The sequence below is a fragment of the Paenibacillus sp. PK3_47 genome, assembly GCF_023520895.1.
Classification (GTDB): Bacteria; Bacillota; Bacilli; order Paenibacillales; family Paenibacillaceae; genus Paenibacillus_AQ.
This window is the reverse complement of sequence record NZ_CP026029.1, coordinates 152,302-178,624: the sequence shown is the minus strand read 5'-3', so window position 1 is coordinate 178,624 and position 26,323 is coordinate 152,302. Positions and strand designations below refer to the sequence as shown.

Below are 26,323 nucleotides of genomic sequence, written 5' to 3'. Positions count from 1 at the left end.
CGTTATACATACGAAAGGAGGTGCAGGATGAAGCCCGGGCAGCTACATCAGATACTTCAACCCAAAATGCTGGAAATCCGGAAATACTTGATCCGTCTCGGGGCATCTGCAGCCGACGCTGAGGATATCGTACAGGATACGGTATATAAGGCACTTTTGTATATCGATTCCATTGATGAGAACAAATTCAGTGCATGGTTATATAAAGTCGCGATTAACCGCTACTATGATCTGTGCCGCCGCAATAAGCGGTTCGTCATTCCGATTGATGATATAGAAGTGCCGGATACGGAACTGCCGGAGGATCATTTGCTGTTAAAAGAGAAGCGGGAAGATATTGAGCGCGTTCTTAATAGGATGCTTCCCCTTCACAAACAGCTGATCATAATGAAATATGAGCTGGACTTGTCCTACCAGGAGATTTCCGGGCTACTTGGCATTACGACAGATACGGTCAAATCGGCATTGTTCCGCGCCCGCAAGCAATTTCAAAAAAAATATAGAGGTGAAGAGGAATGACAGCTCCATGGGAAGAAAAGGATGATATGAATCTTTCAAAAGTCATAAAGAAGGCCAAACGGAAAACACTGATCCGTAATACCCTTATTTCTCTCGCTGCAGCGGTTATCGTATGGTTTGGCGGGATACTGGGGAATGCTCATCTGACAAGCTGGCTCGCCATGCGGGGACTGGATGAGGAGAAAATGATGATGGAGCTCAGCAGTCCTAACCTTTATGAATTAAGAACAGAGCTTGATCTGGGATTTCTGTCCGGCAAGGTCGAGATTGAAACTTACAAGGTTGTGGAAGGAGTCCCTGTCGTATGGGATACCAAGCAGCTGGGTTTTAGTATGAGCAGCCGGTTCGCTCTGCTGGGCAGCGGTTATTCCAGTATCCATGTTCCCGATCCAATAATGAAAAGCCAAAATTATGAATACTACCGGACGTATAACAGTCAAAGCGGACAGCGGGAAATGCTGTTCTACGTACCCGGGGTGAATTATAACGGGAAAGTGCTGAATGACCTGCCCCTGCTGGGACAAATGGAACCCGGCAAGCTCGTGGAGATGGCAGTTTCGTTTGATAAAAGCTATACCCAGGCTGAGGTTGAAGCCATGCTTCCGGAAGGGCTGTCCCAGCGGTGGTATTGGGTAGATACGTATGACAACAAAAAGAAGCTTGAATTTATTACGAATGACAGCAGCACGGAGAAATATGCGTTACCGGAATCAGCTCGGCGGGTATACGGTTACGGCTGGAGATGGGAAGAGTTGTTTGCACCGAAACCGGAGGATTTTTTGCAGACATTGGAATACGGGCTTCAGATGAAAGGCAAGCATTACAGAGAATTTGAGCGGATCTCAAATTATTTGAAACAAGATAAAGCAGCACCGGAGGCCAGTGACGTACAGCTGTTGGGCGTCGTTGTAACCGGGACGGCAAAGGAGCTGCAGAGCCTGAGCGGGAAGTCCTATGTAAATGCAGCCGTGCTCGGAGCGGTTGTGGATAAATATTAGATCACATACTGTTTGAAAAAAAAGCCAAAGAAGAGCGGACCGCTCTTCTTTGGAACCTCTTCAGAATTTAACTGTCACCTAACCGCAGAACCCCTTCCAGCGTCACATGGGCAAATCCTCCAACTTTAATCACTGCATCCGAATCTGTTGGCTCAATCGTTACATACAGCGTTCCCGGACGGCCGATGGCATCTCCCTGACCAATAATAAGGTTATGCGTCTCTTGTCTGCCTAGTATATTTTCTAAAATAAGATAACCGGCCAGCGCCCCGTTTGCTGCTCCTGTTACCGGATCTTCCGCTATACCTATGGCAGGGGCAAAATCCCGGGTGTAGAGGTCAAAGCCCGGCTTTCCGTCAAAAGTAAAGAGATGGGTGGTGCTGATGCCATGCTTCTTGTTGTGAGCAGCAAGCTGCGCCAGATCTGGCCGGGCGGCATCAATAGCTGCGTGCGTCTTCACCGGAACAATCAAATGCCAGTTGCCGGTACTCGCCAGCTTCACGGGGAACCGGGTATCCAGCTGACCGGCGGGAATGCCCAGCAGTTCAGCAATTTCCGCATGTTCAACATGGATCTCCGAGACCTTCGGCGAAACCTGCGTCATGGTTACTCCGCCGAAGCTGTCGCCGCTGCTGCCGATTGTGACCGGAATCAGCCCGACGTTGGTTTCAAAGACGATTGGTTTGGCTTTTTCAGTCCAGCCGTACTTAGCCGCAAGCAGCCAGGAGGAACCGACTGTCGCGTGTCCGCAGAAATTGATCTCCTCCTGCGGTGTGAAGTAGCGGATCCGGTAATCTGCTTGCGGGTCAACAGGAGGCAGCAGGAAAGCGGACTCCGGCAGATTTAGCTCATTGGCGACTTGCTGCATTTGGGTTACAGTTAAACTGCCGGCATCCGGAATGACACCGGCGGGGTTTCCCGCGAACGGACGCTCAGTAAAAGCATCCACGTGATATACAGAGATCTGTTTCAATATAATGTGCCTCCTTAATATTATTGATCTCATCGTATAAGAGTCCGTGCCGCAAGTAAAATGATGTTTTACCATACCATTCATGAACAAAAGTTCATGCCGGAAGGGAGCAAGAGAGATGACGCTGCTGCAATTGGAGATTTTGCTTGCTGTTGCCGAGACAGGCAGCTTCACAAAAGCAGGGGAAAAGCTGCTGTCGAGCCAATCCGGCGTCAGCCATACGATTGCGGATTTGGAGAAAGAGCTGGGTGTCCTTCTCTTTACGCGCAGCCGCACCGGGGTGACATTAACGGAGGCAGGAGAGCAAATTCTGCTTCATGCCCGTGAAATTATCCGCCAGACCGGGCTGATCAGCCAGGTGGCGGCATCAGGAAAAAGCCTGCAGAGCGGTACGGTACGGGTCGGGGCTTTTCCGAGCTTCGCGGCGAGCAGGATTCCTGAGCTGTTCCAGACGTTTCGTGCCCGCTTTCCGGGCATTGAGCTGGTTTTGTTTGAAGGGAATTATGCGGAAGTTGAAGCCTGGATCAGGGATGGCGCGGTCGATCTCGGGTTTCTGGTTCATTCAGGCCCGGATTTGGATATTTTGCAGATGGTAAAAGACCCCTACGTAATTGTCCTTCCTCCAGATCATGCACTAGGACAGCAGGAAATAATTTCTATAGAGCAGCTTGAAAATGAACCGTTTATCCTCTTAAGTTCGGGCTGTGAGAAGACGGTACTGGATGCTTTTCAGCAGAAGGGGCTTAACCTGGATGCACGTTATCAGGTGGCGGAGAACTCCACGGTCATCTCAATGGTCGAGGCAGGGATGGGCGTGACTATCGTTCCTTCCATGATCCTGCCGGCTTCTCCGGCAAAAGTTACCGTAAGGCAGCTTACTGAGCCTCTTAGCCGTGAGGTGGCGCTGGCTGTCCGTTCCCGGGAAAAGATTACACCCGCAGCTGCGGCTTTTGCTCTGGAGGCTGTAGATTTTTTAAACTAATTATGGAGAAATTCTTATGAATATTAACGAGATTATGAAGCCGGGCATAACCGGTTTTAGTGCCTCCCGCGATGATTTTGGACAGCAGGATATCAAGCCGTTCGAGGCATGGGTTTACCCTCTGGTTAGCACGTTAGGAGCGGAAATTGTTCATAAAGAGCTTTCGTTGGTAAGAAAAAGCTTTTATACCTATCAAGTCAGCAGCAGCTTAGGCGGCCCGTTTAGTGTATTGCTCCATTCGGTGTACCCATTCGTGGCATTTGCAGCTGTGGCGGACTACGCCGGAATCGAGTTTATAGATATAAATTTGGGGACAGCAGATCATACTTTTTTTTCCTATAAAATACTGCCGCAAATGTTACTTGATACACCCCTGACTTCAGCGGATACCGTTTCGTTACGGGATTATGAGCAGAGAATGCTCCGTTACTGGAAGCCTGCTACGATTGGTGAGGTTATATTTAACTATTGGGATTAGTAAGGTTCGTGAGGTTAACTATGAACTTGTGATCAGAGTGATTAATTGGATTTACTCCCGCTAATTTTATTAATTCTGATCAAAAACAGCAATTAGTTGGAATGATGCCGCTTACTTCAGGCGATACGCTACCCGGACAGCGAAATTAGGATAATTAGCAGGAGTTATTCCCACTAGCATCGTCTTTAAGGAGCTATCCGCAGAATTAGGTGGAGAAATTCCATTTAGCGTGTTTTATCACTCGCAGACAAAGTGTTGGGGATATACCTTAACGGATAAAAAAATCCTCCGGAAGCGGGTTCCGAAGGATTATGTATACGTATTTTTATCAAGACCTTATTCAACATCATAGCAGAGCGTAAAAGAATAGTCTATACTTTTGGCTGGATTTTTTATACAGTTGGATTGCCGGCCGGCGAATATATAGACAATGGAGTGCTGCTCAAATGTCAATGACTAGCCACCTTACTCCCGCAGATTTACAGGAGAATATCAGGAGTATTTTTGGTTCCGGCTATAGTGTAGTAAATGTATCTAACCTGCATGGCGGTGCACAAAAAGTAGTCTATAAGGTGGACTGCAGCAATGGCTTTTCTTGCGTGCTGTATGTTTGAGATCCCTCTAAAAGCTATTTTCAGGAAGAGCTGGCAGGGCAGAGGAATGAGGAGCGGTCCTACGGAAGTGATTTGTTTCAGGCGAATAACAGATACCTTACTGGGCAAGGAATTCGGACACCGGCACTCTACGAATTGAATTCGAAGAGAGACCATTATTCATTTGATTATGCATTCGTTGAATGTGTGCCTGGACAAAACGCGGAAGAGTACTTGCAAAGCGAGGATGATCCCGGTAAAGCTCTTTTACTGGAACGGATTGGGGAACTATTGGCCAAAATGCATGGTGATGTGCGGGAAGCTTACGGGAAACTAAATGCTCCATTAATCCAGTCACCGGAATGCCATCTGTTACATGTGAAGAATGCTGAAGTACAGCTGGCCTATAGCGTGCAATATATCGATGAAATCCGGGCTAACCGGCCGAAATTGCTGAATACCTTATACAAATTTGCAGAGAAAATAAAGCCTAGAAGACAGTACAGATTCATCCACGGCGAGCTGGGTCCGGACCATATCCTGTTTAATGAGAAGCTGGAGCCCTATTTAATTGATATTGAGGGTGCAATGTTCTTCGATATGGAGTACGAGCACTGTTTTCTCGATCTCCGGTTCGGGGAATACTACCGGTACCTCAAGAGTGAAGCGCTTGATCCGGACAGAATGCAATTTTACCGGCTGCACCAGCATATTTCTTTAATCTCGGCCGGTTTGAAGCTGCTTCACCGCGGCTTTCCGGATCAGCAATTTGCAAAGGGCTTAGCGGAATATCACTGTCAGCGTGTATTGCAGTTTATCCAGTGAATAAATGCAGTTCATAAATACATTTCTTCCGTTTTAACTCAGTCTGCCGATGGCAGGCTTTTTTTATGAACGCCTATTCTCCGGCATTGCACAAGAAACTAATTTCCGAGACAATGAACTTTTAGCGGTACCCGTGACTCTTAGAGGGGAGAGAGGTGATGGTGTTGACGGATGCCCGGCTGGTGAAACAAGCGAAAAAAGGAAACAAAGAAGCGCTGCTTCAGCTGATTATGTCCGAGAAGGACATTTATTATAGGCTGGCTTATACATACATGGGGAATTCGCACGATGCGATGGATGCCATGGAGGACATGATTGTCACGCTGTATGAGAAGATCGGTCAGCTGAAACGGGAAGAGGCCTTCCGCAGCTGGAGCAAGACGATTCTCGTGAACAGCTGCAAATCCTTGCTGAAAAAGCGGAACAAGCTGGTCCTCCTGGAGGATTATACGGCGGCAGAGCGACTCGGAACAGCAAATACTCCGGCAGCGGATTCCTACAGCAGCAGTGAGCAGCAAATGGATCTCCAGGAGATGCTGCAGCAGATCAATGCGGAGCAGAGAGAAGCGATTCAGCTGAAATATTTGCATGACCTTGACCATCGTACGATAGCAGATATAACCGGGGTTCCGGTTGGAACGGTGAAATCGAGAATTTTTCAGGGACTAAAAAAGCTAAGACTTCATCTTGGAGGTGATCCACGTGCATAACGTCGAACAACGGCTGGAAGAAGAGCAGCGGCGGATGGAATCCATAACAGCACCAGATGATCTGGAACAGAGGCTGCGAAATGCGCTGAACCCGGCTGCCCCGGTAAAAAGGAAAAAGAAGCTTCCAAGATGGTCTGCTGCCGTGGTTGCTGTGGTGATTCTATTCGTTGTCAGCAATAATTACAATGCATTCGCTTACTACGGCAAAAAGCTGCTCGGGTACGATGAGATCATGACCGGAACGCTGCAGAAGCTGAACGATGCCGGGATGGGGCAGGCCATTGACCGGACAACTACACTGGCAGACGGATCAACGCTTGTTATTGAAGGGATCATGTCAGATGAGAATCAGCTGATCGTGTATTACCGTTTGTCCAATCCGGCAGGCGTTGAGGACAGCGGCTTGATGTTTAACGGCTCAAGGGTTACAGGGTTTTGGACGGATTCTAATGCTGAGAACGGAACCGCCATTTTGAATGAGGAACGGACGGAGGAGAAGGGGACGATGGTTTATGAGCCGGTTAATCCGTTTGCCAAAAAATTAACCCTGCACTTGTGGCAGCGGGTGCAGAACAATCAGATGAGCGAGCTGAAAATCACATTTCCTTATCGTCCGGATCAGGCAATGCAGACGCAAATCAAGCAGTCTATCAGGCATACCGTTAAAGTGGATAATGGCAGTATTAACTTCCGCTCTCTTACTGCGACGCCGACCATGACATTGATTAAAGGAACCTTGAATGCCGGGAATATTGACCGGGTTAATCATGCCCTGCACGGCATTGAATTAATGGCGAACGGAAAGCCAATTGAGTTATTGGGCAGCGGAAACCGTTCATCACTGGGTAAAAGCAGCTTCGAGCTCCGTTACGACGCTCTGCCTGAACCGCTGGAATCGCTGGAGCTGACCGTCAAGGAATTTGCCGGTTATCAAAAGCTGGATGAGCAGCTTGACCTCACTGCCGTGAATGAGGAACCGGTGTCTATTTCCGGCCGCAGCCTGTGGGTGCGGAATGTAACGACAACCTCAGCCGGCACTGAGATTACAATTGCTACTGAAGAGGATGTAATGCTGGATGACGTATCTGTAAAAGCCGGAAATGAGCTTACCGGGCTGCAGACAACGGTTAACCAACTGCTGGAGAAGCTGGAGGACGCAACGATTGTGAAGGAACGCACCTTGATCTTCGACACCTCAGCTGAACCTGAATATCTTGTCATCGGGGGGATGCATTTTATGAAGGAATATAATAAAACCTTAGAGATCCCTGTCAGGTAACGGGAGCAGACTGCTTTGCCGGCATTGCACCCGGAATCATCTGATTCAGCTGCAGCAGTGACCATAGCTGTTCCGTAATCTCTTCTGCAGAGCAGCGCTGCGGCTGGGTGAACCACCATTCCACAACGCCAACGATTGCTGAAGCCAGGAATTGTGCCATGACCTCCTGTTGTACCGGGAGATTGTCATGAATGTCTGCAAGCTGCTGCCGGATGCTCTGGATCATCATGTCCTGCAGACGTTTTTTGAACGCAGGGACACCTTTGGAGGTCAGTAAAGTGGAATAGAACAGGTGATTCTGCTCCAGCATCTGGAACACTTGAAGAATGGAGGAGCGTGAAGCACTGGGCATAACACCCTCAACCATAACACCGTCAACCGGCATGCAGCTCTCAATGAGCTGGTCCAGACGGGTCTCGACACACAGCTCCAGCAAATTGTATTTATCGGTGTAGTGGGCATACACGGTTCCCCGGTTTACGTCTGCACGTTCTGCTATTTCATTGATCGTTATTTTTTCAAAATCCTTTTCGGCCATTAAGCTGATTAAGGCTTCCATAATAGCATCCTGGCTCTTTTTGATGCGCCGGTCCATGAGTAATCTGACCCCTTTTTTAATATAGTTACGAGATGTTCAACGGTTAGGTCCTGATTGTTGGTTAACCAACATAATCGCTGATATTAACGATTGAAGACCTTAGTACCTTGAATTATATTGGACAAATGAATGAAAAACAACAAATGTTCAATAAATTAACGAGGTGCAAATATGAAAATTTTGGTGTATGGAGCAGGGGTTCTCGGGAGTTATCTGGCACATGTATTGGTACGCGGAGGAAATGATGTGACGGTGCTGGCCAGGGGGAAGCGGGCGGAGGAATTGAAGAGGGACGGAATAGTGATACGTCATTATTTTCAGCTGAAGACAACGTCAGACAGGGTGAAGGTGAGCCAGACCCTTTCTCCGGAGGAGAGCTATGATTTGATTTTTGTAGTGATGAAATTTACAGACTTTCCGGCGGTACTACCGGTTCTTGCAGAGAACCGCAGCAGCAACATTGTCCTGGTAGGTAACAATACGGAAGCGCATCAAATGCAGAGTTATATAAAAGAACATAGCCGTACAGACAAAAACATTGCGTTCGGATTTCAGTTAAGCGGGGGGATAAGGGAAAAGGACCGGATGGTCGCTGTCCGAGCAGGCGGGCAGATGGTGCTTGGCAGCCTTGACGGAGTGGTACCCTTTCTGCCTTTGCTGGACAAAGCTTTTAAACATACAAAATATAAAATAACGGTCCAGGAGAATATGGATGCTTGGCTTAAAAACCATGTGATTCCTATTGTGCCGCTGAATTTCGCCGCGTTTGCCTTTAAAGGCAACTTTAAAAAGCTCGCGCGGGATAAACAGACCCTGCAGCAGATCATCGGCGCTATGGATGAGGGTTTTAAAGTATTGGAAGCTTTAGGGTACCCGTTAATCCCGGCTGCACAAGCCAAGTGGATCCGGCAGCACCGGACTCTGGTGTATTGGTTCCTGAAGGTATACCACAGACTTCCCGTAGCGCAGAAAATCGACGGAACTGTTAAGGAACTGGAAGGTCTGAATCTTGCGTTTCAAGGGTGGAAGCAGCGGGCGAATGTATCCACGCCGAATTGGGACGGATTAGAGAAGAATTTTCGTATGCAGGCGGAAAGCGGAAGCTAAAGCTCAGCGGTACTCCACCTTAAGATTATGGCTGTCAAAATAAACAAGATCTCCGCCCGGATAATGCCAAATTGCCTGCAGATGGGTAGGCTGCCTGATGCCGTTAATCACTTTGTAATTCCCAAGGCGGGCGGACCACTTCACCTGCTGCTTGGAGCCGTCCATTCCAACAGCGGTGCGGTCATCAGTAGTGAAGGACTGGCATTCCCCGTTATCCCGGAAACTAAAGATCCCGCTGGCGGAAATCCCGTAGCTTGTGATGGTGGCCCGGGCCTGGGTATCGTCAATAGCTTCCCAGCCGATATAATGCTGTAATGCCGCACCAGGCAGTAAGAGAACTTCCGACAAGAAGGTAACCAGACAGGCCTGGTCCATCTCATGACCGCGCTGATCAAACAGCGTAAACGTTTTGGCGAGAACCCCTTTCATGCTGCCTGCACCATTTACATAAGAATCCAGCCCCTGAAAAGGGACGCCATACATGGAAGTATCAATCAAAGCAATTCTGTCAGGCTGCAGGACAAAGTTATATTGGGAGTAATCTATGGAAATGGCGGGTTTGTTAGCAGATAGTATAAATTCCACATGTGTGAATTCGGCCTTCATGGATGACATTTTGGGCATGCCTGTAAAGCCTGAGGTTTCAAAATATCTCCTGACGGGCAGCGGCAGACCGGCCCAGTCTTCCCTGGTAAATACACCGTTTGATGCGGTATGATCAGCAAGCCTGGCGGACGACATCCGGCTGAATTCCGCTTTCGTTTTGGAGTAAGGGATGCTAAAGAAGACAATCAAGCCCATCACGATTACAGCCGCAATACTGAGCAGAAGAACCATTAATTATCACTCCTTTTTCCTCATGAGATGAACTGGCTTCCATTTGGGCAATGTTCTCCTGCAGCCGGACCAGACCGCTGTAGAGGCCGCCCGTCAGCTCGGCGCCAAAGGTCTGAAACAAAGCATCCATGAACTGTGTTTCTTCGCGGCTTCTGCCTCCAAAATAGTCCATACATTTATCCGTCAGCCGTACGCGGAGAATCCGCGCATCCTGTTCATCCTTGGCAAGGGTGACAAATCCTTGTTTCTCCAGGAGGAGAACCATCTTCTTTACATTCTGTCTGGAGCTGCCGAACATTACGGCGATTTCGCTTAAAGCCGGTGAAGTGGAACCGCTCTTCAGAATGACCGCAACCAGCAGCCACTGCTTCATGGTGATCCGCTCGTCCAGCTTATCGCCCAGCACTTGAAGGCGGTTAGCCAGCGTAAGCAGAGTTCCGAGAATGTACGCTTGCTGTTCTTGAATGTCCATTGCATTTCCCTCCCTGTAAAAAGGTAACAAGTTACGTATCCAGTATATGTAATAGGTTACCTTTTTTCTGTGATGAAAATCTCACTTCGGATGCTCATTCGTGAAGTCCAAGGTTTACAATTTTCACAGTTCAAGATATGATTCTGACTGTACATAATAGACTGCTTGCAGCAGACGTCAGCAATGGTGAACAAACAATGGGAGGTACGTGATATGACAACAAAAGAAATGGTGTATGCGGCAATCTTTGCTGCATTCGTCGGTGTGCTCGGCATGATACCGGCTATTCCGCTTGGTTTTATTCCGGTACCTGTTACCGCCCAGACATTAGGGGTTATGCTGGCGGGATGTTTTCTGGGGAAGAAGACAGGGGCGCTGAGCTTGATCTTGTTTATCGTCCTGGTCGCTATCGGACTGCCGCTGTTATCAGGAGGACGCGGGGGACTGTCAGCACTGGCAGGACCGACTGCCGGATATGTGTTCAGCTGGCCGGTGGCTGCGTTCCTGACCGGGTATATGACTGAGAAAATCTGGAACAAGCTGTCCGTATGGAAGCTGATGATCATTAATTTTGTGTTCGGGGTTGTGCTGGTCAGTCTGATCGGTGCGCCGGTGATGGCACTCATTACGAATACCTCTATATGGGCGGCACTTACAGGATCGGTGGCATTTTTGCCGGGGGATATCATTAAGGCGGTTGTCGCCTCGCTTATTGCGGTACAACTGAAAGCCATTAGTCCGGTCCAGGAGAGAGTCAGGCATTAAAAAGGCGGTGCAGGGATGATCACGTTTGATCAGGTGCATTTTTATTATCAAAAAGGACAGGTCATCCTGGAAGACCTCAGCTTTACGATCGGTGCCGGGGAATTTGTAGCTATCGCCGGGGCGAACGGCTGCGGCAAATCAACAATTGCCAAGCTTATGGACGGGCTGCTGCTTCCGAAGAAGGGAAAGGTTACCTTCAAGGAGCTGGACACCGCAAAGCCCACAGAGCTTGAAGCAATTCATGAGGGGGTCGGGTTTATTTTTCAGAATCCGGAGGATCAGTTTATTACTACAACGGTGATGGATGAAGTGATCTTCGGACTGGAAAATATCCGGCTGCCGCGTGAGGAGATCGGGCGCCGGCTTGACTACAGCCTGCAGGCTGTTCAGATGGATCACTGCCGGGAAGCGCAGCCTCATCTGTTGTCCGGCGGACAGAAGCAGCGCGTGGCGATTGCTGCGGTTCTGGCAATGCAGCCGCAGGCGATGATTTTTGACGAGGCCACCTCCATGCTCGATCCGGAAGGCAGGAAGCAGGTGCTTGGCATTATGCATGACCTGCACCGGCAGGGAATGACGGTCATACATATTACCCACCATATGGAAGAAGTGCTGGAAGCCGGGCGCATGCTGCTGATGGATCAGGGACGGCTTGCGTATGACGGCGATCCCTTAACTTTTTTTGATACGATGAATGCTGCCGATTATCAATTGGGCCTTCCTTTTGCGGTCCGGTTACATCGCATGCTCCAGCCCGGCACGCCGCTGACAGGAGACTGGAAGGAGATGATCCGCAGGCAATGGTCTGGGAGTTAAAGGGAGTCAGCGTCAATCATGCCGGAAATGCGGCGCTGCAGGATATCAGCTGTATCCTGGAAGAAGGCCGGTGGATTTCAGTTATCGGACAGACCGGCGCGGGCAAATCCACCTTTGTGCAGGTGTTGAAGGGTCTGGTTCAGGTGTCACAGGGAGAGTACCTGATGGATCAGAAGCCGGTACCGCGGGATGCCAAAGGAAGGCCGAAGGTGATAGACGATATCGGGTTTGTGTTTCAATATCCGGAGCATCAGCTGTTTGAGACCACTGTAGGGAAGGAACTGGCCTTTGCTCCAAAGCTGAAGGGATATTCTGCGCAGCAGATTACAGAGGCGGTGGACAGCATCCTGCCGCAGCTCGGGCTGCCGCGGGAAATTCTGGACAGCGTTCCTTTTCAATTAAGCGGAGGACAGAAACGCAAGGTAGCCATCGCCTCGGTGCTGATAATGAACCCGCGGCTGCTGATTCTGGATGAACCGACGGCCGGTATTGATCCGGTGAGCCGGGCACAGCTTTTGCGGATGTTACAAGCATGGCAGCAGCAGAATAACCGCACTATTCTGTTCATTTCCCACCATATGGAGGATGTCGCAGAGTATTCCGATGAAGTGGTGGTTTTGGCAGAGGGTCATTTGTTAGGGCATTATGGTGCAGACACACTGTTTCTGGAACAGACAGCGGTGCTGGAGCAAGCGGGACTGGCGCTGCCGGAAACCGTGCAGCTGCTTCAGCTGGCAGAGGCGTTAACCGGACAACGGGTGAATGCTGCGGGCTGCAGGGAACAGGATATTTTTGCTGCGGTGCAGCCAATATTGGCTCAGGGTATTCTGAAATGAACAATAACATTTTAATCGGACAATATGTAGAGACACATTCCCTCCTGCACCGCCTCGATCCCCGCACCAAAATCCTCGCCGTGTTCCTGCTGCTGCTGAGCTTTATTATGCTGAACAGTTACATTGGCTATACTGCGGCAACCGTTGTTGTTACGGGACTAATCAGGTTGTCCGGAATTTCATTTGGGCTGTTTCTCAGGGGACTAAAGCCCCTATGGTTCATATTGATGTTTACCCTTGTGTATAATGCCTTGTTCATACAAGGGCAAGTAATTTGGTCCTGGGGGATCATCGGGGTGACTTCAGAGGGTCTGCAGACCGGGATTCAATTTGTATGGCGGATTGTCCTGCTGGTCTGGCTGTCTTCGCTTCTGACGCTAACCACTCAGCCGCTGGTACTGGCCCAAGGTCTGACCAAGCTGATGGCTCCTCTATCGAGATTACATGTGCCCGTAGAGCAGTTTTCGCTGATGATCGTCATTGCAATCCGGTTTATCCCGACGATTATGCAGGAGCTTGACCGTATTCTGCTGGCCCAAAAAGCGAGAGGTTACGATCTGGCAGCCCTGCCGTTGCCCAAAAGAATGGTTGCATATATTCCGGTCATTGTCCCGCTGCTGTTCACGGTTATTGGGCGGGCGGAGCAGTTAAGTCATGCAATTGATGCCCGGGCTTTCGGCAAAGGGAAGGGACGGACAGAGTACAGGCAGCTGCACTTGCAGCGTATTGATTATCAGGCCGGTGGCACGGTTGTGGTAATAGCTGCGGTCCTGCTGTTATTACAAAGTGCAGGAATATAACGGTTCTACTCCGCCATTGTCGTCCGTGTCTGAGCCGGCTTCACCTCAATGATCGGGCAGAGGCCGGGATTCGTAACCCGCAGCAATTCTGCGAACTCCGGCTGGAGCTTGGCCAGCGCTGCGTAGTAGCTTCCGATCATGTGATTTAGGGGGACAGCCCCGTTCTGAAAAGACAGCGGGTAACGGGTCTGATTGTGAGTATAATAATATTTTTTGCTGCGTTTAGGCAGCTTGTAAATGGATGGCGGGACATAGGTTACGAGGTCAAAAGGATTGGCAATGCGGAAGCTGTGCGGAACATACTTCGCGGCGGCTTTGGCGAAATCAGGGTCGCCGGTACGGGGTGCGCCATAGGTATACAAGCTGGGGAAGCGGTAATGCGTATTGGCCGCAGCATCCACTGCGCAAAGGGCAGCGAGTGCACCGCCGAGGCTGTGTCCGGTTACAAATAAAGCTTTCTCTGGAGACAAGCTGCCGAGTACCGAGATAATTCCGTCCCGGGCTGAAGCATATATATCCGTAAACCCGCGGTGGGTAAGGCAAGCTTCTTTGATGTATTTGAAATTTTTTTGCGAGGCGTTCATGTTGGAGACCCAATTGGATGTTGAGCTTGTTCCCCGAAAGGCAATAATAACCTCCTCCGGCGATTCAATAATAAAGCCGAAAACTTCCCATACCGAGTTCATGGATCTGGCTTCAATCGTATGACAGAGGGAATAATGCAGCGGAACAACAAATGAGCCGTCAGTGTGTGTAAACTGGGCGTAAGTCTGTCCGCACACGGCAGCCAGAAAGATGGCCCGCTGTTCCATATCTTTATTGTTACCCACCTGCATCCCGCCCTTCTTTCTTACCACTTATGTATGATCAGAAACGAAGTTTGGTGCAACATGATCAGGCTGTAATTTCAAAGTGATGCAGGGTGGCGTTCATCTATTCTTTTTTATTCCTGTTCACTGGATATCCAAGGTAAAATAATCGTCACAGTGGTTCCCACATGAATTGTCGAATCTATCACAATCCGCCCGCCGTACATTTCAATCAGCTGCCGGCAGATGGATAGTCCAATCCCGGTTCCCTTAGCCTTTGTTGTAAAGAAAGGATCAAAGATCCGGTTCAAAACCTCCTGCGGAATGCCATCCCCGTTATCTGTAAACCTAAGAATGATTTCGTGATTGTCCGGATCTGTGGCAGCGGTAATTTCCAGACAGCCCTTGAAGGAGGAGAAGGCATCAATACTGTTTTTGAGGATATTCAGGAACACCTGTTCAAGCTGGGAAGCGTTCCCCAGCGTCAGCAGCGGCTCCTGCGTATAATGCACGGTGAGCGATATGTCATCGCTAAGTATGAGTTGGTTTACTATGTTATTTACTCTATGTAGGACTTCTATAATATTAAATACTTTTGCGTCACTTTTGCTGCTGTCGCCCCGGCGGGAAAGGACAAGAAAGTCGGTAACCAGCCCGTTCAAGGCATCAATCTCCTTGATGGTAATGTCAAGGTAGGCGCGCAGTTCATTCACTTGGATGACAGGCTCGCACAGCCTGTGGTTGACGAGCTGGGCAAAACCTTTGATCGACGCCAGCGGATTGCGTATTTCATGTGCCATGCCGGCAGCCATCTGTCCCATGACCGCTATTTTTTGTTCGTGCAGATGGTCAATCTGCTTGTTCTTATTGGACAGATAACCTTCTGCATAACCTGTAAACCGTGTCCAGTTGCATTCCATTAACCTTTTATACAGAAACAGCCGTTCCGAAGAATCCATGCTCATATTTTCAATGATTTCGAACATGATATTTTGGGACGTCAGGTTAAGGTCCTTGCTCATTTCCAGAATGACATCCACATGATTCCCGAAGATATCTGCTGTAAATACCCCTTGCTCAAAAGCCTCCTGCTCGGAATCTTTCAGATATGCCTCGTAATCAGCAGATTCCAGAAACAGGCCTTCAACCATATTAGAAATCGCCCTTGTGAATAATAGATCCAGCTGATCCCTATATGTATCAATGAACAAAGCAGACTCTGAATTTTTCCGGGTCATAGATTGAAAATGGGTGTCTAATATCAACGGAATAGCTGGAATTAATGATAGACGTAAGTTGTTTTCGCCTAAGGCCACTGTCATACCCCTCTCTGCTGCTTGTCAGTAATTCTACAAGTAAAGTGTAATTCCTGCCAGAGAACTATTGATTTTAAAATTTGATTTAAGGTTAAATAAGGAGGTTAAATAGTTAAATCTTTATATTTCATAACTATACACTAAGTATTGCCGGAGGATTAATTAGGATGAAAAAATACTTCATGGCGCTGACGTTAAGCATCATCTTCTTCATTGCTGCTGTACCGGTTGCAGACGCGAGGTCGTACTCGATTGACGAGGTGCAAATCCGGGCCTGGATTCAGCCGGATGGAGATCTGCTGGTGAATGAGATCTTTACGTATAACTTTAAGGGGAAATACGACCGGGTCAAAAGGTTTATTCATGAAGAGCATCATTCAGGTGTGAGCAATTTTGAAGCTTACGAATTAAGCAATCCCTCTGCCGGATTGGGGTTCGTCAAGCAGGAGGAGCTGCATCAGCTTTCTGTTACACAGGAGGGGAACGGATATTATTCATCGCTCCCGGCAGATGATGAAACCAAATACATATTCTATACCTATACGCTTCAGCAGGCAGTTTCAAGCTATGAGACCTACAGTGATCTGACCGTACCCTTCTTTGGCGAAGGCAGCAATCATGATCAGGATTATCAGAACGTCACTATTGATTTCGTGTTTCCGGAGCAAGTAGATCCTGGAGAATATTACGCTTTTATTCATGATGCCAACGGAATTGTGGAGCAAAAAGGGGCCGAGGTCGTCCGCTTCACCACACCGGTGTCTGAAATGTATTCTTTGACCGGGACGCGGCTGCTGTTTCCGTCTGAAATCATGAGCAGCCAGACTAAGACCACAGCACCGGTGTCTTTGGAGGCGGCAGTGGCTGAGGAGAACCGGTACATGCAGTCTATGGCAGTAAAAGAGCAGCGTAAAGCGGAACTGGGCCTTCTGCTTATAGCACTTGCGATTCTCGCAGCTGCTGTTAGCGTAATTATGCTGCTTCTGCCGCAGCGGCGTAAGGGAAGTGGCAACCCGGATGAGCTGCTGGCAGAAGATCCGCTAAGGCTGTATGTGCTGGGCCGCCTCGGTAAAAGGGACTTTAACGCTTTTGTGGCCGGACTCTATTCGCTGGTGGAAAAAGGTTTTGCTTCTGTAACCCTGATCAATGCCTACAGCCGGTTTCTCAAGGATCCGCAAGCGCCGGATCAAAGTCTCCAGTTCACGCTGACGGCGGACCTGCATCTCTTGTCCGAGTCCGAAAGCAAGCTGGTTGAGGCTCTGTTCAAGCGCCGGAACGGTAAACGAAGCTTCCTTTTGAACGATCTTGCAGGGGCGACCCGGCAGGAGAAAGAGGAGAAGATCTCTTTTAATAAATACATCTATAAAATTCAGGCCTTTAAAGTAAAAGAGCAGCAGTGGTGGAATGACGTGATCTCCGGGATGATAGCAGAAGGGGATATGAGCAACCGGGTACCGCGGCTGTTGAAAGGCGGGCTGCCGGTATTAGCTATTGCTGCCATGCTGTACGCCTACTTTCTGGATTCGTTTGACGTCTGGTCTATAGTAATATCCGGTATGATCGGGCTGCTGTTATGGTGGACCATGCTGGGGAAGCCGGGCAAACACTGGCCTGTATTCGTATTCTGGGGAGCTGCTGTAGTCGGGGCTATGATAGTGCAGGATGCGGATTTGATGCTGCGGATGTTCCTGTTCATCATTGCGTGCATTGTATTAATCAGTGTGACACCGCGAATGATTCTATCCCGCGAGACAGCGGCGCTCTACCGGAGCGTCAAGCTGTTCCGGAAGCAAATGAGCAGGGGAGAGATCCCGGTCTATGATCTGGAGAAATGGATGATCCGGTCGCAGCTGCTTCGTGCCAAGCCGCAGGCTGAACCGGCAGCGCCTTCTATGGAGCTGGCAGCGGCCGCACCTTTAGCCTATCTGATGCTGTCGGGCCAGAATCCTGTAACTTATATGGAGGAGTCCTGGAAAATGACCCTGCCTTACGCCAGCAGCTCTTCCGGCCCGGGCGGCAGCGGCTACTCCGGTGACAGCGGCAGCTACGGCGGCGGTTATAGCGGTAGCGACAGCGGCGGTGGAGGCGGAGACGGCGGCGGGGGTGCCGGCGCGGATTGAGGTGAGCGGCAGCCTCCCAATGGGGTCAATCCCTACTTGGGAGAACTGCTGCTTTTTATTATTTTTCTTGGTTAACCGTTCGAACCAGTTCCATTCGCTAATGTGATTGTATTTTGTTAACCGATTTGCAGCAGACGTATGATTTCTCCGTCGATTGCTTCTTCACTGACTTTTGTAAATCCTAAAGATTCATACAGCTTTTCGGCAATCTGATTGTCGGGGCGGTGCCCGATCATTATTCTTGTGAAATTTAAGCCACTCATTAACTGAATCAAAGCTTCTATGGCCGCCTTGCCATAACCTCTGGCTTGATGCTTTTCGTCAATCATTACAGCAGGAATCCAGTAGTTATCATCAATGTCCGGAGTCGTGCAAAATACGAGAAATCCGACCAAAATCTCTTTGGAGTACACAGCGCGTAGTTCGAAATTATCTACATATTTTGATTCTGCAATCCAATAAACCACAGGTGCAGGAAACACATTCAGCTGGTCTGGTCTAACTTTAAGTTTGGTGCACTCATACCAATTTTCTATCGACACTGGCTTTAATTCAACAATCATTCCAACTTCCTCCCCGATTGTACTTCGCAGAGGAATTCATCCTCTGCAATTAATGGATAACTTTCCTCAAATCTACTGTAAAATGGCTGTTCTTCATACCACATCACTCCTCTCTAGAGTAAAAGAATATTCTAATTTATTCGCTTCCAAGTGTATTACATCCTCTACGTATCCAGCAGCCATTCTCCCTTAGCCACCAGGAACACTTTTCCGCCAACGTTGATCTCGGACCCATCCCCGCGTTTGCTGGCTCTGATCTTGAGCAGAGATTCCCTGCCGATCTCATAGCCCTGCTCCACACGGTACTCCAGCTGACAGCTGCCAAAATAATCATATTCCAGCAAATACCCGGCCAGGTTGCCTTTTGCGCTGCCTGTTGCTGCATCCTCCGGAAATCCGGCATCTTCACAGAACACTCTGACATTCAGGTTGTTGTCCCCGTTATAGGTTTCAGGACAGAATACCAGGATGTTAGCCCGGAAATGCTCTTGCAGAAACCTGCTGTAGGCACTATGGTTAATCTGACATTGTCTGACGGCGTGAAGATTCCGAAGCGGTACAATGATGGAAGGGAGTCCCGTTCACACTTCCTGAACCGGATATCTATCATCAATCTGATCACTCTTCAGGCCGAGAATTTCGGCAATGACAGCGGCATCGGCGGTGCGGCCGAATTGCGGTGCTTTTTGCTTCATCCAGAGCTCCCGGCTTGTCTCCGGAGTCACCGGGATTTGGCCTATACCCAAATTCAGCTGAATAACAGGAGAAGAACCGTCCTCAATTTCCCTATGTATAATGTACGCTGTTCCAAGCGTCGGATGGCCCGCAAACGGGACCTCGGCATCTGGAGTGAATATTTTGACATCATAACCGCCGTTTACCTTAGCGTCTGACAGAATAAAAGTGGTCTCGGCAAAGTTCGTTTCTTTGGCAATTTGCTGCATCTCCTGTTGGGACAGACCGGCTGCATGGCGGAATACGGCAAGCTGATTGCCCTGGTATTTCTTTTCCGCAAAGACATCTGCAATATAAAAGGTAAGTGCAGTTTTACTCAAATGATATAACCCCCTGATTTCATATAGTAATGTTTACAATATAGTGTTGACGGCCCCAAGACAAGGTGGAACGGACGGGCTTCCGAAACTTCCAAATTAAGGAGGCGTATCAACAGTATAGGCATAGACAGGAGGTTATTATATTGGCGGGAGGCGCAGCACGTTTTTTTAAAATTTTTTCTAAAAATATCAAAGAGATCAGAGGACCGGCGCCATATACGGTGAACGGACTTGAGGTCATTTGTGTTCACTGCAGATACGACCGTTTTGAGCATGGCTTTGCGCAGCTAAATACAGCATTCTTAAGTTTTTTAAATCTCGATTTTGCCAATCGCTCAGCGAATACATTGACGTGCGGCCGCTGCGGATATGTTCATTGGTTCAACAAAGAGGTGAAGAGGGGGAGAGTATGAGCAAAAGATATCGGGCCGTCCTGCTGGGGATGGGAGTGCTGCCGGTAAGCTTACTGTTGGCCGCTTGTGACTCTGATTCAAGTAGGGTCTCCGCTCAAGAAGCTATGCAGCTCATTCAGCAGTCCCAGTATATACCGGAGGGCAGTGCAGAAGAAGACCTGGTTGAAATTACTCCGCCGGGTGTCTGGAAGGCAACGCAAAGTCAGCTTTTCCGATTGCCCGGGAGCAGCAGCCTTGAAACCTATGTAGTTGCTGATCACCAAGCTGTCAGAATAGGAAACGGATTTGGCGGCTACGGTGTGACCAGTGTGGTCCCCTTTGATGCTAATGATGATGGAACGACGGATCTGGTGTATGCGTACTCCTTCGGGTCCGGGATACACCGCTCGGTGATTTCCTGGCTGGATCTCAGTGATCTGACTGAGCATAGTGTGCAGGGTAAGGAGCGCGCTGTGGATGATGGGGCACTTGGGAAGTTCCGAACCTATGACCTGATTTTGACTGCTGAAGGTAAAAAAATTGTTGTCCACCGCATTGATGAAAAGCATAATAGAGAACTGACTTCCAATGCCCTCAGGGCTTATCCGAATACGAATGATCTGCATTCGATGGCCTTGATCAAGGATAGTGTGCTTGTCCGGGACAACAAGGAGTTATACATTGAGAAGCCGGGCGGAGGATAACCGTACGTTGCACTCACATTACAAAGTTTGGAGATGATGTCTTTGTTTTTGCGCAGTCTTGAAATTCTGAGGAGAAATCAAGGTAATCCGGGACGTTATCCCTTTTCCATTCCATCGATTAAAAATTTGGACCACCTCGATTTCAAAAACAATGTTACCTTTCTGGTGGGCGAAAATGGATCCGGGAAGTCAACGCTGCTGGAGGCGATAGCTTATCAGTGCGGGTTCAACACGGCTGGCGGAGGCCGGAATAACACCTATGAAGTGGATGCTGCCCATTCTGCTCTGGGCGATCATATCCGCTTGTCGTGGCTGCCGAAGATTACGAACGGATTTTTTCTGCGGGCGGAGACCTTTTACCAGTTTGCCTCACATATCGATACGATGCCTGCAAGCCTGCAGTATTATGGGGGCCAGTCATTGCATGAACAGTCTCACGGGGAAGCTTTTTTGTCACTCTTTACGAACCGGTTCGGCAAAAAAGCGATTTATCTGCTGGACGAGCCGGAAGCCGCGCTGTCACCCGCCCGCCAGCTGTCCCTGCTGCGGATCATCAAGGATCTGGAAAAGGAAGCACAATTCATCATTGCCACGCATTCCCCGATTCTTCTCGGTTACCCGGACGCGCAAATCCTGAATTTTGACAGCCATCCGGTCACGGAGATCCGTTACGAGGACACGATGCATTACATTATCACAAGACGGTTTCTTGAGAACCGGAGAGCGGTGCTGGATGAGCTTTTTAGGGATGAGGAGTGAAGCATTCGGGTGGAAGCTATGAAAAAGCTGGTTATAGTCAATGGAACGATGGGAGTAGGGAAAAGCACAGTAGTCAGCAAACTGTATAAACAAATAGAAAACTCAGTATGGCTTGACGGGGATTGGTGCTGGCAAATGAATCCTTGGCATGTGACAGAAGAGAACAAAGCTATGGTAATGAATAATATTCATTTTATTCTAAATCAATATCTCGATAACTCTGGCTTTGACTATATTTTTTTCACTTGGGTTGTTCATAAGGAGAGTATATTTGAGGAGATTTTATCCGGGTTAAAAGACAATAGTTATAAACTACTAAAAATTACATTGATCTGCTCTGAAGAAGAATTGCTAAAGCGCATGGTAAAAGATAAAAGAAATGAAAAGGATATGGAGAATAGTGTTAACAGGTTAGCCTGCTATGGAACCATGAACACACACAAACTGGATACTACTGGTCTTGAGATGGATGAAATCATCAATGAACTGTTAAGAATAGTTGTTGACGATGAATGGAAGAAGCCCGTATAGTGAATTGAAAATTACAAACTTAAGGAGCAGCTATGTCCAAAGAATATTCGCGTACTTATATTGAAAGTGTTAAGCAGGAACTGCTGGACCGGCTTGGTCTCAAGCAGGTATATTTCAAAGGCCAGGCAGGCGAAGATTTGCTGTATGAAGCAACAGGATATGACAGAGGAACGGTACATAAATTTTGTGTCCGGACCAAAAAAGGAACAGTCGATGAAATGGTTGGCGGGAAGTGGATGACGGTCCGCAGCTTCGCTGTTAAGAGCAAGGAAGTTAAGTAAGTTAGCTAGGGAGGCTGGGATGGGCACAAGGTGTTTTTTTAATTCGCATGAGTATGCTCATTGTAATTTCAACCGGCTTTCCGCACCACCTGAACACAATGCCCGCCAACTTCATCACACCTGCCCAAAGATGCCCAACTCCCGCACCAACCGCTCCTCTTGTATCTAACACATTGATACTTGGCTTACTAACGGACCGTAGTTCCGTTATTTAGCGCAAAAGATGTATTTTGGAAATCTAACGGACCCCAGATCCGTTATTTCTTCAAAATGAGCATGATTTGTCCAACATCCGGTGAAATAAAGGAACTACGGTCCGTTAGCGCGCGGAAATGAGGTATTTGAGGCAAATAACGGACGTAGGGTCCGTTAGGGTCAAGCTGTAGCCAACAGCCTTAATTCATACGCTTATCGTCGATGCAAGTACGATGCAGGTCGTGCACACCAAATCCAAATATAACTCTAGGTTCTACGAAGTAAGTAAGGTACTCTCACTTTCTCTATAGTCAGCCACTCGAGCCCCTGCTAACATGTGCAGAGGCTCGTCCGCTCCTTACTCAGTTAATGATCTACACCATGTCCCAGCGGTACAAATACGCCGCCAGATACCGATACCGTAGGATTGACAGTAGGCCCACTATCCGCACTAACTGCTGCAGTGTTAAGTCCGAGTAAGGCGACAACAACCAGAATGAGCGAAAACGTCTTTTTCATTTTGATTCCTCCCTATCTAATATGGTTTCTATTAAACCGTGATACTTGTCCAGTTGATCAGAAGTTGTCTGATTCCGGAGTTTCTCAAAGAGAGCAGCAGACTTCCTGAACCCCGTATCATCTTTCAGTTTAATCGAGGTTTCCAAAGAATGTAAGAGTGTATTAACGGCATCAGCTAAGTTGCCCTGAAGTGCATAATACTTTGCGGTCATGTAAAAATAGTCGATGTAATAGCGGATGTTTCTCTTTGTCACGTAATATTCTGCCATTGCCGCGATTTGCTCGCTGAACTCGTCGAGAACGTGATTGACGTTATACTCATGCTTGATCGCGGAATCCAGAATATACAATACTCCTGGCAAGACTTCCTCTTCATTATTCCGCAGGTACAACAGGTAGTCAGGAAGAACTGCAGTGTTTCCTTCTTGCAGCTCGATAATGTACCGGTTAGCTTGGGCGATCTCACGATAATATTCGACCTCAGCCCAGCCTTCCGCGTCTATACCGCTAATCCATCCTAATTCCTCATACTTGGTGATACATTCTCTCGCCTCGTCAAACCGTCCCAGCTTCTCAAGGGCTATACCCTTAAGGCACATACTATAACCAAAGTAATAAACGATACTCCGGTTTAGTCCATGGACGCTTAACCTCTGGACATCGGCGCGTTCTAACTGCTTAACGCTGTATAGGTGATTAATCTCGCTGTACAGTCTATCGGCGATTTGCAGGATCCCTTCCCAATTTTCCAGGGTAAAAGACGCCTTTAACATTTGAACCAGTGAATCCGCATTAATCCCGTTTAGATCCAGCTTCAATATGATTCACCCTTCCTTGTTTTTCCACTAAATACATATTAAAGATTGTCTCATAGATTATTGTTAATCATTAACGCTATGTAAGTAAGTGAGAAACATCACGAATTTGGATGGTTTTTTGCAAATAAATGAAGTTAAAGGAAAAGTGCAGGGGCAGGCTAGGCGCTAGCCGGAGATTCCAGCTCAAAAATCGGGTAATAGGATGCGAGGAGGAATGCACTATGGAATGGACTTTAGAAGATGTTGAGGCGGCGAGCCGGTTATATCCGGAATCGTTTTTTATCCCCTCTGAACAGGAAAGAAATGCACAGCAAATTGGAAAAATGGTCAGGCTGCATTTCGTAATCTCGAACCCTGCTGAGGGGGAGCCGCGTGCAGAGCGGATGTGGGTGGAAATTACGGGGCAGGACCCGATGAGCCGGCGTTATACAGGGATCTTGACGAACGCACCGGCGAGCCTTAAGACACTGCATCTTGGAGACACAGTAGAATTTGAACCAAGGCACATTGCGCAGACGATTGTTCGGGAAGGTGATCCGTTGTGGCTGGCTGTCGGTGAAAAAATGGCGCTGGTCTCGCGCAGATGCCTTGAGCCGGGTAATGCGGTGCACTGGATGTACCGGGAAGCGCCTGACCAGGAGCAGGATAGCGGGTGGCGGCTTTTTGCCGGCGATGAGGATGAAGCATACCTTAACGATCCGCAGAATACGAGAGTTATGCGTATTTATTATATAATGGACATGGATCCCAGTCTGCTGGAACCGTTCAAGGGTGAGGCAGGCGCTGCATTTGAGCGGGCGAGCAGGGACGGGGAATGGGTACAGGTGAGGAACTGGAAGCGGGGATGAGGAATAGAGAGTTGAGTGGGACACTACGGCGGCGTAGTGTCTTTTTACATAGTGTGATGAAATGGGGGGTCCTGCATAAAATGCGATGAACGCAGCTTAACGCAAAAAAGTAAAGTAGAGGAACCGTCATAACCGGTCCCTCCCGAATTTCACCTCTAGGGTTATGCGCAGACTTAGGCAGGACTTATTGTACAGTTACTTTGTCTACATAAATAGCGGATTGTCCACTGCTGTTAGAGGCAGCGCGGAACTCTACTCCGATCTCTTTGACCGACGACAAATTAGGGATGCTGCTTAGCGGCAGCGTCAAGGTATAGCCTGATGAATTAATCTGCGCACTGCCGCCATCATACCAAGTCCAGCCCGATCCGGTTTTCACATACAGCTTAGCGGAAATACCGCTGCCGAAGCTGCCCCATGCTGCATGCTTCACTGTTGCTTTGAGAGAGCTCTTACCCGACAGATTCTGATTCCCGGTGATATAGAGGCTGTGCGCCGAACCGGAGGAGAAGTAGACATCAGCTTTCAGAGATTGAGTCCCGGCAGCTTTCCATTCACTGGTTACCCACGGTCCGCCTGTTATACTGCTTCCAGACCAGCCCGAGGTTCCGGATTCAAAATCGTATAAGGTCGTAGCTGCACCTCCCGGAGAAGGCGTTGGTGTAGGAAGGGGCGTCGGAGCTGGTGTTGGAACAGCAGTCGGCCCCGGCGTCGCGGATGGGCTTGGCGTCGGAGCCGTGCCGCCGAACACACTGCTGAGTACGGATGTTGCTTTAATGCCATAGCTGCCGTTCACAACAGTATTCCCGAAGGAAGTGAGCGAGGTGCCTGCCCAATCGTTGGTCATATCAAGATAGGACAAGTCACTGCTGTTTCCCTTCCAGGACCAGGCGAGCCAGCCGACGCCCTTCTGCTGGGAATAGCTCATAATGGTTGCCTCGTCCACATCCCCATTCGTATGCTGTCCGCCAAATTCACCGATAATGAGTGCCAGATTCTTGTTTATTACTCCGTCGATATTGGCCTTAACCGTCGCTGCATTGCCGCCGGCATATTCATACATGTGGATGGAGAAAATGGTATTCTTCAAGGTATCCGAATTCAAGACTTCTGTTCCGTAATTGATGACCGAATCCGGATATTGCCCCCAGCCTGCGGAGTCGACAATAAGCGTATGATTGAGCCCTGCACTGCGTAATTTAGGGATGGCTTGCTTGTAGCCGTTAGCCCATGCCGGGCCATCCCAGGTTCCGTACCACTCGTTGGCTATATTAATGATTACACGGTCTTCTTTGCCGATAAGAGCATTCTTTATACTGATCCAATAGTTTACTGCGTTGTTCAAATCCGTGAGGCTGTCACTGCCTGTAGCATCATGTACCTCCAGCACGGCGATCAGCTTATTCTGCTCACAGAGGCTAATGATACTTTTGACGGCGTTCACATCATCCAATGTCCATTTGTGGCCGTCTGATAATACGATGCGGACGGTATTGGCGCCGGTCTTGGCAATTGCAGGAATTGCGGCAGAAAGTTGATCTTTGTACCAGGTATGAGCATGGTTGACACCCCGCATCACAAACGGTTGTCCGGCAGCATCCATCAGTTTGGTTCCGCTTACATAAAAGCCGCTGGCAGCTTGTGCATTTTTCGGATGGAGTCCAATCAAGGAACAAACCAGTAAGAATACCGTTAATATGATCGACCACTTGCGTGTAATCACCAGTAACCACCTCGTTAATTTTATTTATGTGAACCCTCATGACGGATAACGTTGCCTACGATTCACCTCTTTCCATTGGATTATGAGGGCTATAACATATGC

Annotated in this window: 29 protein-coding genes and 1 pseudogene; 19 read left to right on the top strand and 11 right to left on the bottom strand. The window is 48.6% G+C overall.

The features are described 5' to 3' along the window. Nucleotides 1–27: 27 nt before the first annotated feature. Nucleotides 28–519 carry an RNA polymerase sigma factor gene (locus C2I18_RS00905; RefSeq protein WP_249899419.1) on the top strand — a complete coding sequence of 164 codons (492 nt, stop codon included), beginning with the start codon at nucleotides 28–30 and terminating at the stop codon, nucleotides 517–519. Beyond that, nucleotides 516–1,517: an anti sigma factor C-terminal domain-containing protein gene (locus C2I18_RS00900; protein ID WP_249899418.1), complete on the top strand. Its 1,002-nt coding sequence runs from the start codon at nucleotides 516–518 to the stop codon at nucleotides 1,515–1,517. The genes C2I18_RS00905 and C2I18_RS00900 overlap by 4 nt, the downstream gene beginning before the upstream one ends. Nucleotides 1,518–1,584: 67 nt before the next feature. On the opposite strand, the gene C2I18_RS00895 is transcribed toward C2I18_RS00900, so the two are convergent. After that, nucleotides 1,585–2,490, bottom strand: coding sequence for a PhzF family phenazine biosynthesis protein (locus C2I18_RS00895; protein WP_249899417.1), 906 nt, complete (start codon nucleotides 2,488–2,490; stop codon nucleotides 1,585–1,587). A gap of 82 nt (nucleotides 2,491–2,572) precedes the next feature. On the opposite strand from C2I18_RS00895, the gene C2I18_RS00890 reads away from it, so the two are divergent. From C2I18_RS00890 to C2I18_RS00870, 5 genes are all read left to right on the top strand, one after another. Then, nucleotides 2,573–3,472, top strand: a complete 900-nt coding sequence (locus tag C2I18_RS00890) for a LysR family transcriptional regulator (protein WP_249899416.1) — start codon at nucleotides 2,573–2,575, stop codon at nucleotides 3,470–3,472. A 16-nt stretch (nucleotides 3,473–3,488) separates the two neighbouring features. Beyond that, nucleotides 3,489–3,950, top strand: coding sequence for a hypothetical protein (locus C2I18_RS00885; protein ID WP_249899415.1), 462 nt, complete (start codon nucleotides 3,489–3,491; stop codon nucleotides 3,948–3,950). 749 nt (nucleotides 3,951–4,699) lie between these two features. Beyond that, on the top strand, nucleotides 4,700–5,368 hold the full coding sequence (locus C2I18_RS00880; RefSeq protein ID WP_342760326.1) for a phosphotransferase: 669 nt from the start codon (nucleotides 4,700–4,702) through the stop codon (nucleotides 5,366–5,368). Nucleotides 5,369–5,526: 158 nt separating this feature from the next. Then, a complete protein-coding gene (locus C2I18_RS00875) occupies nucleotides 5,527–6,078 on the top strand; it encodes an RNA polymerase sigma factor (RefSeq protein ID WP_342760325.1) in 552 nt (183 codons plus the stop codon). Beyond that, entirely contained in the window at nucleotides 6,071–7,357 is a 1,287-nt protein-coding gene (locus C2I18_RS00870; RefSeq protein WP_249899414.1) for a DUF4179 domain-containing protein, read from the top strand. The genes C2I18_RS00875 and C2I18_RS00870 overlap by 8 nt, the downstream gene beginning before the upstream one ends. Here C2I18_RS00870 and C2I18_RS00865 read toward each other — a convergent pair. Then, nucleotides 7,350–7,952 (bottom strand): TetR/AcrR family transcriptional regulator, encoded by a 603-nt coding sequence (locus C2I18_RS00865; RefSeq protein WP_249899412.1) that lies wholly within the window; start codon nucleotides 7,950–7,952, stop codon nucleotides 7,350–7,352. The genes C2I18_RS00870 and C2I18_RS00865 overlap by 8 nt on opposite strands. 174 nt (nucleotides 7,953–8,126) lie before the next feature. On the opposite strand from C2I18_RS00865, the gene C2I18_RS00860 reads away from it, so the two are divergent. Next, nucleotides 8,127–9,062, top strand: a complete 936-nt coding sequence (locus C2I18_RS00860) for a ketopantoate reductase family protein (RefSeq protein ID WP_249899411.1) — start codon at nucleotides 8,127–8,129, stop codon at nucleotides 9,060–9,062. 3 nt (nucleotides 9,063–9,065) lie between these two features. On the opposite strand, the gene C2I18_RS00855 is transcribed toward C2I18_RS00860, so the two are convergent. Together C2I18_RS00855 and C2I18_RS00850 are read right to left on the bottom strand one after the other, a co-directional pair. Further along, complete coding sequence (locus C2I18_RS00855) at nucleotides 9,066–9,899, bottom strand: DUF6544 family protein (protein WP_249899410.1); 834 nt, start codon at nucleotides 9,897–9,899, stop codon at nucleotides 9,066–9,068. Continuing rightward, nucleotides 9,841–10,371 (bottom strand): MarR family transcriptional regulator, encoded by a 531-nt coding sequence (locus C2I18_RS00850; protein ID WP_249899409.1) that lies wholly within the window; start codon nucleotides 10,369–10,371, stop codon nucleotides 9,841–9,843. The genes C2I18_RS00855 and C2I18_RS00850 overlap by 59 nt, the downstream gene beginning before the upstream one ends. Nucleotides 10,372–10,584: 213 nt before the next feature. On the opposite strand from C2I18_RS00850, the gene C2I18_RS00845 reads away from it, so the two are divergent. From C2I18_RS00845 to C2I18_RS00830, 4 genes are read left to right on the top strand one after another with little or no spacing between them, the layout of a single operon-like run. After that, nucleotides 10,585–11,136, top strand: coding sequence for a biotin transporter BioY (locus C2I18_RS00845; RefSeq protein WP_249899408.1), 552 nt, complete (start codon nucleotides 10,585–10,587; stop codon nucleotides 11,134–11,136). Nucleotides 11,137–11,151: 15 nt separating this feature from the next. Further along, on the top strand, nucleotides 11,152–11,952 hold the full coding sequence (locus C2I18_RS00840) for an ATP-binding cassette domain-containing protein (RefSeq protein ID WP_249899407.1): 801 nt from the start codon (nucleotides 11,152–11,154) through the stop codon (nucleotides 11,950–11,952). Further along, the gene (locus C2I18_RS00835) at nucleotides 11,937–12,788 is read left to right on the top strand and encodes an ATP-binding cassette domain-containing protein (RefSeq protein ID WP_249899405.1); all 852 of its coding nucleotides are present in this window, start codon (nucleotides 11,937–11,939) and stop codon (nucleotides 12,786–12,788) included. Before C2I18_RS00840 ends, C2I18_RS00835 begins: the two co-directional genes overlap by 16 nt. Continuing rightward, the gene (locus C2I18_RS00830; protein ID WP_249899404.1) at nucleotides 12,785–13,588 is read left to right on the top strand and encodes an energy-coupling factor transporter transmembrane component T family protein; all 804 of its coding nucleotides are present in this window, start codon (nucleotides 12,785–12,787) and stop codon (nucleotides 13,586–13,588) included. Before C2I18_RS00835 ends, C2I18_RS00830 begins: the two co-directional genes overlap by 4 nt. A 5-nt stretch (nucleotides 13,589–13,593) precedes the next feature. Here the strand turns inward: C2I18_RS00830 and C2I18_RS00825 are convergent, their stop codons facing one another. Continuing rightward, nucleotides 13,594–14,424 carry a lipase family protein gene (locus C2I18_RS00825; protein ID WP_249899403.1) on the bottom strand — a complete coding sequence of 277 codons (831 nt, stop codon included), beginning with the start codon at nucleotides 14,422–14,424 and terminating at the stop codon, nucleotides 13,594–13,596. 107 nt (nucleotides 14,425–14,531) lie between these two features. After that, nucleotides 14,532–15,635 (bottom strand): sensor histidine kinase, encoded by a 1,104-nt coding sequence (locus C2I18_RS00820; RefSeq protein ID WP_249899402.1) that lies wholly within the window; start codon nucleotides 15,633–15,635, stop codon nucleotides 14,532–14,534. 245 nt (nucleotides 15,636–15,880) lie between these two features. On the opposite strand from C2I18_RS00820, the gene C2I18_RS00815 reads away from it, so the two are divergent. Beyond that, on the top strand, nucleotides 15,881–17,833 hold the full coding sequence (locus C2I18_RS00815) for a DUF2207 domain-containing protein (protein ID WP_249899401.1): 1,953 nt from the start codon (nucleotides 15,881–15,883) through the stop codon (nucleotides 17,831–17,833). A 116-nt stretch (nucleotides 17,834–17,949) separates the two neighbouring features. On the opposite strand, the gene C2I18_RS00810 is transcribed toward C2I18_RS00815, so the two are convergent. Together C2I18_RS00810 and C2I18_RS00805 are read right to left on the bottom strand one after the other, a co-directional pair. After that, entirely contained in the window at nucleotides 17,950–18,396 is a 447-nt protein-coding gene (locus tag C2I18_RS00810; RefSeq protein WP_249899400.1) for a GNAT family N-acetyltransferase, read from the bottom strand. Between the two features lie 164 nt (nucleotides 18,397–18,560). Continuing rightward, a pseudogene (locus tag C2I18_RS00805) lies at nucleotides 18,561–19,451 on the bottom strand (PhzF family phenazine biosynthesis protein). A gap of 143 nt (nucleotides 19,452–19,594) precedes the next feature. Here C2I18_RS00805 and C2I18_RS00800 point away from each other — a divergent pair. Genes C2I18_RS00800 through C2I18_RS00780 form a run of 5 tightly spaced genes read left to right on the top strand, consistent with a single transcriptional unit; the run spans nucleotide 19,595 to nucleotide 22,118 of the window. After that, nucleotides 19,595–19,864 carry a hypothetical protein gene (locus C2I18_RS00800; RefSeq protein ID WP_249899399.1) on the top strand — a complete coding sequence of 90 codons (270 nt, stop codon included), beginning with the start codon at nucleotides 19,595–19,597 and terminating at the stop codon, nucleotides 19,862–19,864. After that, nucleotides 19,861–20,547 (top strand): hypothetical protein, encoded by a 687-nt coding sequence (locus tag C2I18_RS00795; protein ID WP_249899398.1) that lies wholly within the window; start codon nucleotides 19,861–19,863, stop codon nucleotides 20,545–20,547. Before C2I18_RS00800 ends, C2I18_RS00795 begins: the two co-directional genes overlap by 4 nt. Nucleotides 20,548–20,589: 42 nt before the next feature. Continuing rightward, a complete protein-coding gene (locus C2I18_RS00790; protein WP_249902307.1) occupies nucleotides 20,590–21,306 on the top strand; it encodes an AAA family ATPase in 717 nt (238 codons plus the stop codon). Nucleotides 21,307–21,324: 18 nt separating this feature from the next. Further along, nucleotides 21,325–21,837: an AAA family ATPase gene (locus C2I18_RS00785; RefSeq protein ID WP_249902306.1), complete on the top strand. Its 513-nt coding sequence runs from the start codon at nucleotides 21,325–21,327 to the stop codon at nucleotides 21,835–21,837. 32 nt (nucleotides 21,838–21,869) lie between these two features. Next, the gene (locus tag C2I18_RS00780; protein WP_249899397.1) at nucleotides 21,870–22,118 is read left to right on the top strand and encodes a hypothetical protein; all 249 of its coding nucleotides are present in this window, start codon (nucleotides 21,870–21,872) and stop codon (nucleotides 22,116–22,118) included. 561 nt (nucleotides 22,119–22,679) lie between these two features. On the opposite strand, the gene C2I18_RS00775 is transcribed toward C2I18_RS00780, so the two are convergent. Together C2I18_RS00775 and C2I18_RS00770 are read right to left on the bottom strand one after the other, a co-directional pair. After that, nucleotides 22,680–22,832 (bottom strand): hypothetical protein, encoded by a 153-nt coding sequence (locus C2I18_RS00775; protein ID WP_249899396.1) that lies wholly within the window; start codon nucleotides 22,830–22,832, stop codon nucleotides 22,680–22,682. After that, nucleotides 22,829–23,650 carry a DNA-binding protein gene (locus tag C2I18_RS00770; protein WP_249899395.1) on the bottom strand — a complete coding sequence of 274 codons (822 nt, stop codon included), beginning with the start codon at nucleotides 23,648–23,650 and terminating at the stop codon, nucleotides 22,829–22,831. The genes C2I18_RS00775 and C2I18_RS00770 overlap by 4 nt, the downstream gene beginning before the upstream one ends. Before the next feature lie 221 nt (nucleotides 23,651–23,871). Between C2I18_RS00770 and C2I18_RS00765 the strand changes: the two genes are divergently transcribed. Continuing rightward, a complete protein-coding gene (locus C2I18_RS00765) occupies nucleotides 23,872–24,498 on the top strand; it encodes an immunity protein Imm33 domain-containing protein (protein ID WP_249899394.1) in 627 nt (208 codons plus the stop codon). 184 nt (nucleotides 24,499–24,682) lie between these two features. Here the strand turns inward: C2I18_RS00765 and C2I18_RS00760 are convergent, their stop codons facing one another. Then, a complete protein-coding gene (locus tag C2I18_RS00760; RefSeq protein WP_249899393.1) occupies nucleotides 24,683–26,221 on the bottom strand; it encodes a glycoside hydrolase family 5 protein in 1,539 nt (512 codons plus the stop codon). Nucleotides 26,222–26,323: the final 102 nt, after the last annotated feature.

Excerpts from the sequence above, each read along its gene's own strand:
- C2I18_RS00890 (WP_249899416.1), top strand. The coding sequence starts at position 2,573 with ATGAACAAAAGTTCATGCCGGAAGGGAGCAAGAGAGATGACGCTGCTG.
- C2I18_RS00765 (WP_249899394.1), top strand. The coding sequence starts at position 23,872 with ATGGAATGGACTTTAGAAGATGTTGAGGCGGCGAGCCGGTTATATCCG.
- C2I18_RS00810 (WP_249899400.1), bottom strand. The coding sequence starts at position 18,396 with ATGATTGTTGAATTAAAGCCAGTGTCGATAGAAAATTGGTATGAGTGC.
- C2I18_RS00860 (WP_249899411.1), top strand. The coding sequence starts at position 8,127 with ATGAAAATTTTGGTGTATGGAGCAGGGGTTCTCGGGAGTTATCTGGCA.
- C2I18_RS00875 (WP_342760325.1), top strand. The coding sequence starts at position 5,527 with ATGGTGTTGACGGATGCCCGGCTGGTGAAACAAGCGAAAAAAGGAAAC.
- C2I18_RS00905 (WP_249899419.1), top strand. The coding sequence starts at position 28 with ATGAAGCCCGGGCAGCTACATCAGATACTTCAACCCAAAATGCTGGAA.
- C2I18_RS00900 (WP_249899418.1), top strand. The coding sequence starts at position 516 with ATGACAGCTCCATGGGAAGAAAAGGATGATATGAATCTTTCAAAAGTC.
- C2I18_RS00850 (WP_249899409.1), bottom strand. The coding sequence starts at position 10,371 with ATGGACATTCAAGAACAGCAAGCGTACATTCTCGGAACTCTGCTTACG.
- C2I18_RS00865 (WP_249899412.1), bottom strand. The coding sequence starts at position 7,952 with ATGGACCGGCGCATCAAAAAGAGCCAGGATGCTATTATGGAAGCCTTA.
- C2I18_RS00845 (WP_249899408.1), top strand. The coding sequence starts at position 10,585 with ATGACAACAAAAGAAATGGTGTATGCGGCAATCTTTGCTGCATTCGTC.
- C2I18_RS00785 (WP_249902306.1), top strand. The coding sequence starts at position 21,325 with ATGAAAAAGCTGGTTATAGTCAATGGAACGATGGGAGTAGGGAAAAGC.
- C2I18_RS00825 (WP_249899403.1), bottom strand. The coding sequence starts at position 14,424 with ATGCAGGTGGGTAACAATAAAGATATGGAACAGCGGGCCATCTTTCTG.
- C2I18_RS00855 (WP_249899410.1), bottom strand. The coding sequence starts at position 9,899 with ATGGTTCTTCTGCTCAGTATTGCGGCTGTAATCGTGATGGGCTTGATT.
- C2I18_RS00835 (WP_249899405.1), top strand. The coding sequence starts at position 11,937 with ATGGTCTGGGAGTTAAAGGGAGTCAGCGTCAATCATGCCGGAAATGCG.
- C2I18_RS00830 (WP_249899404.1), top strand. The coding sequence starts at position 12,785 with ATGAACAATAACATTTTAATCGGACAATATGTAGAGACACATTCCCTC.
- C2I18_RS00885 (WP_249899415.1), top strand. The coding sequence starts at position 3,489 with ATGAATATTAACGAGATTATGAAGCCGGGCATAACCGGTTTTAGTGCC.
- C2I18_RS00775 (WP_249899396.1), bottom strand. The coding sequence starts at position 22,832 with ATGAAAAAGACGTTTTCGCTCATTCTGGTTGTTGTCGCCTTACTCGGA.
- C2I18_RS00780 (WP_249899397.1), top strand. The coding sequence starts at position 21,870 with ATGTCCAAAGAATATTCGCGTACTTATATTGAAAGTGTTAAGCAGGAA.
- C2I18_RS00795 (WP_249899398.1), top strand. The coding sequence starts at position 19,861 with ATGAGCAAAAGATATCGGGCCGTCCTGCTGGGGATGGGAGTGCTGCCG.
- C2I18_RS00820 (WP_249899402.1), bottom strand. The coding sequence starts at position 15,635 with ATGACCCGGAAAAATTCAGAGTCTGCTTTGTTCATTGATACATATAGG.
- C2I18_RS00815 (WP_249899401.1), top strand. The coding sequence starts at position 15,881 with ATGAAAAAATACTTCATGGCGCTGACGTTAAGCATCATCTTCTTCATT.
- C2I18_RS00840 (WP_249899407.1), top strand. The coding sequence starts at position 11,152 with ATGATCACGTTTGATCAGGTGCATTTTTATTATCAAAAAGGACAGGTC.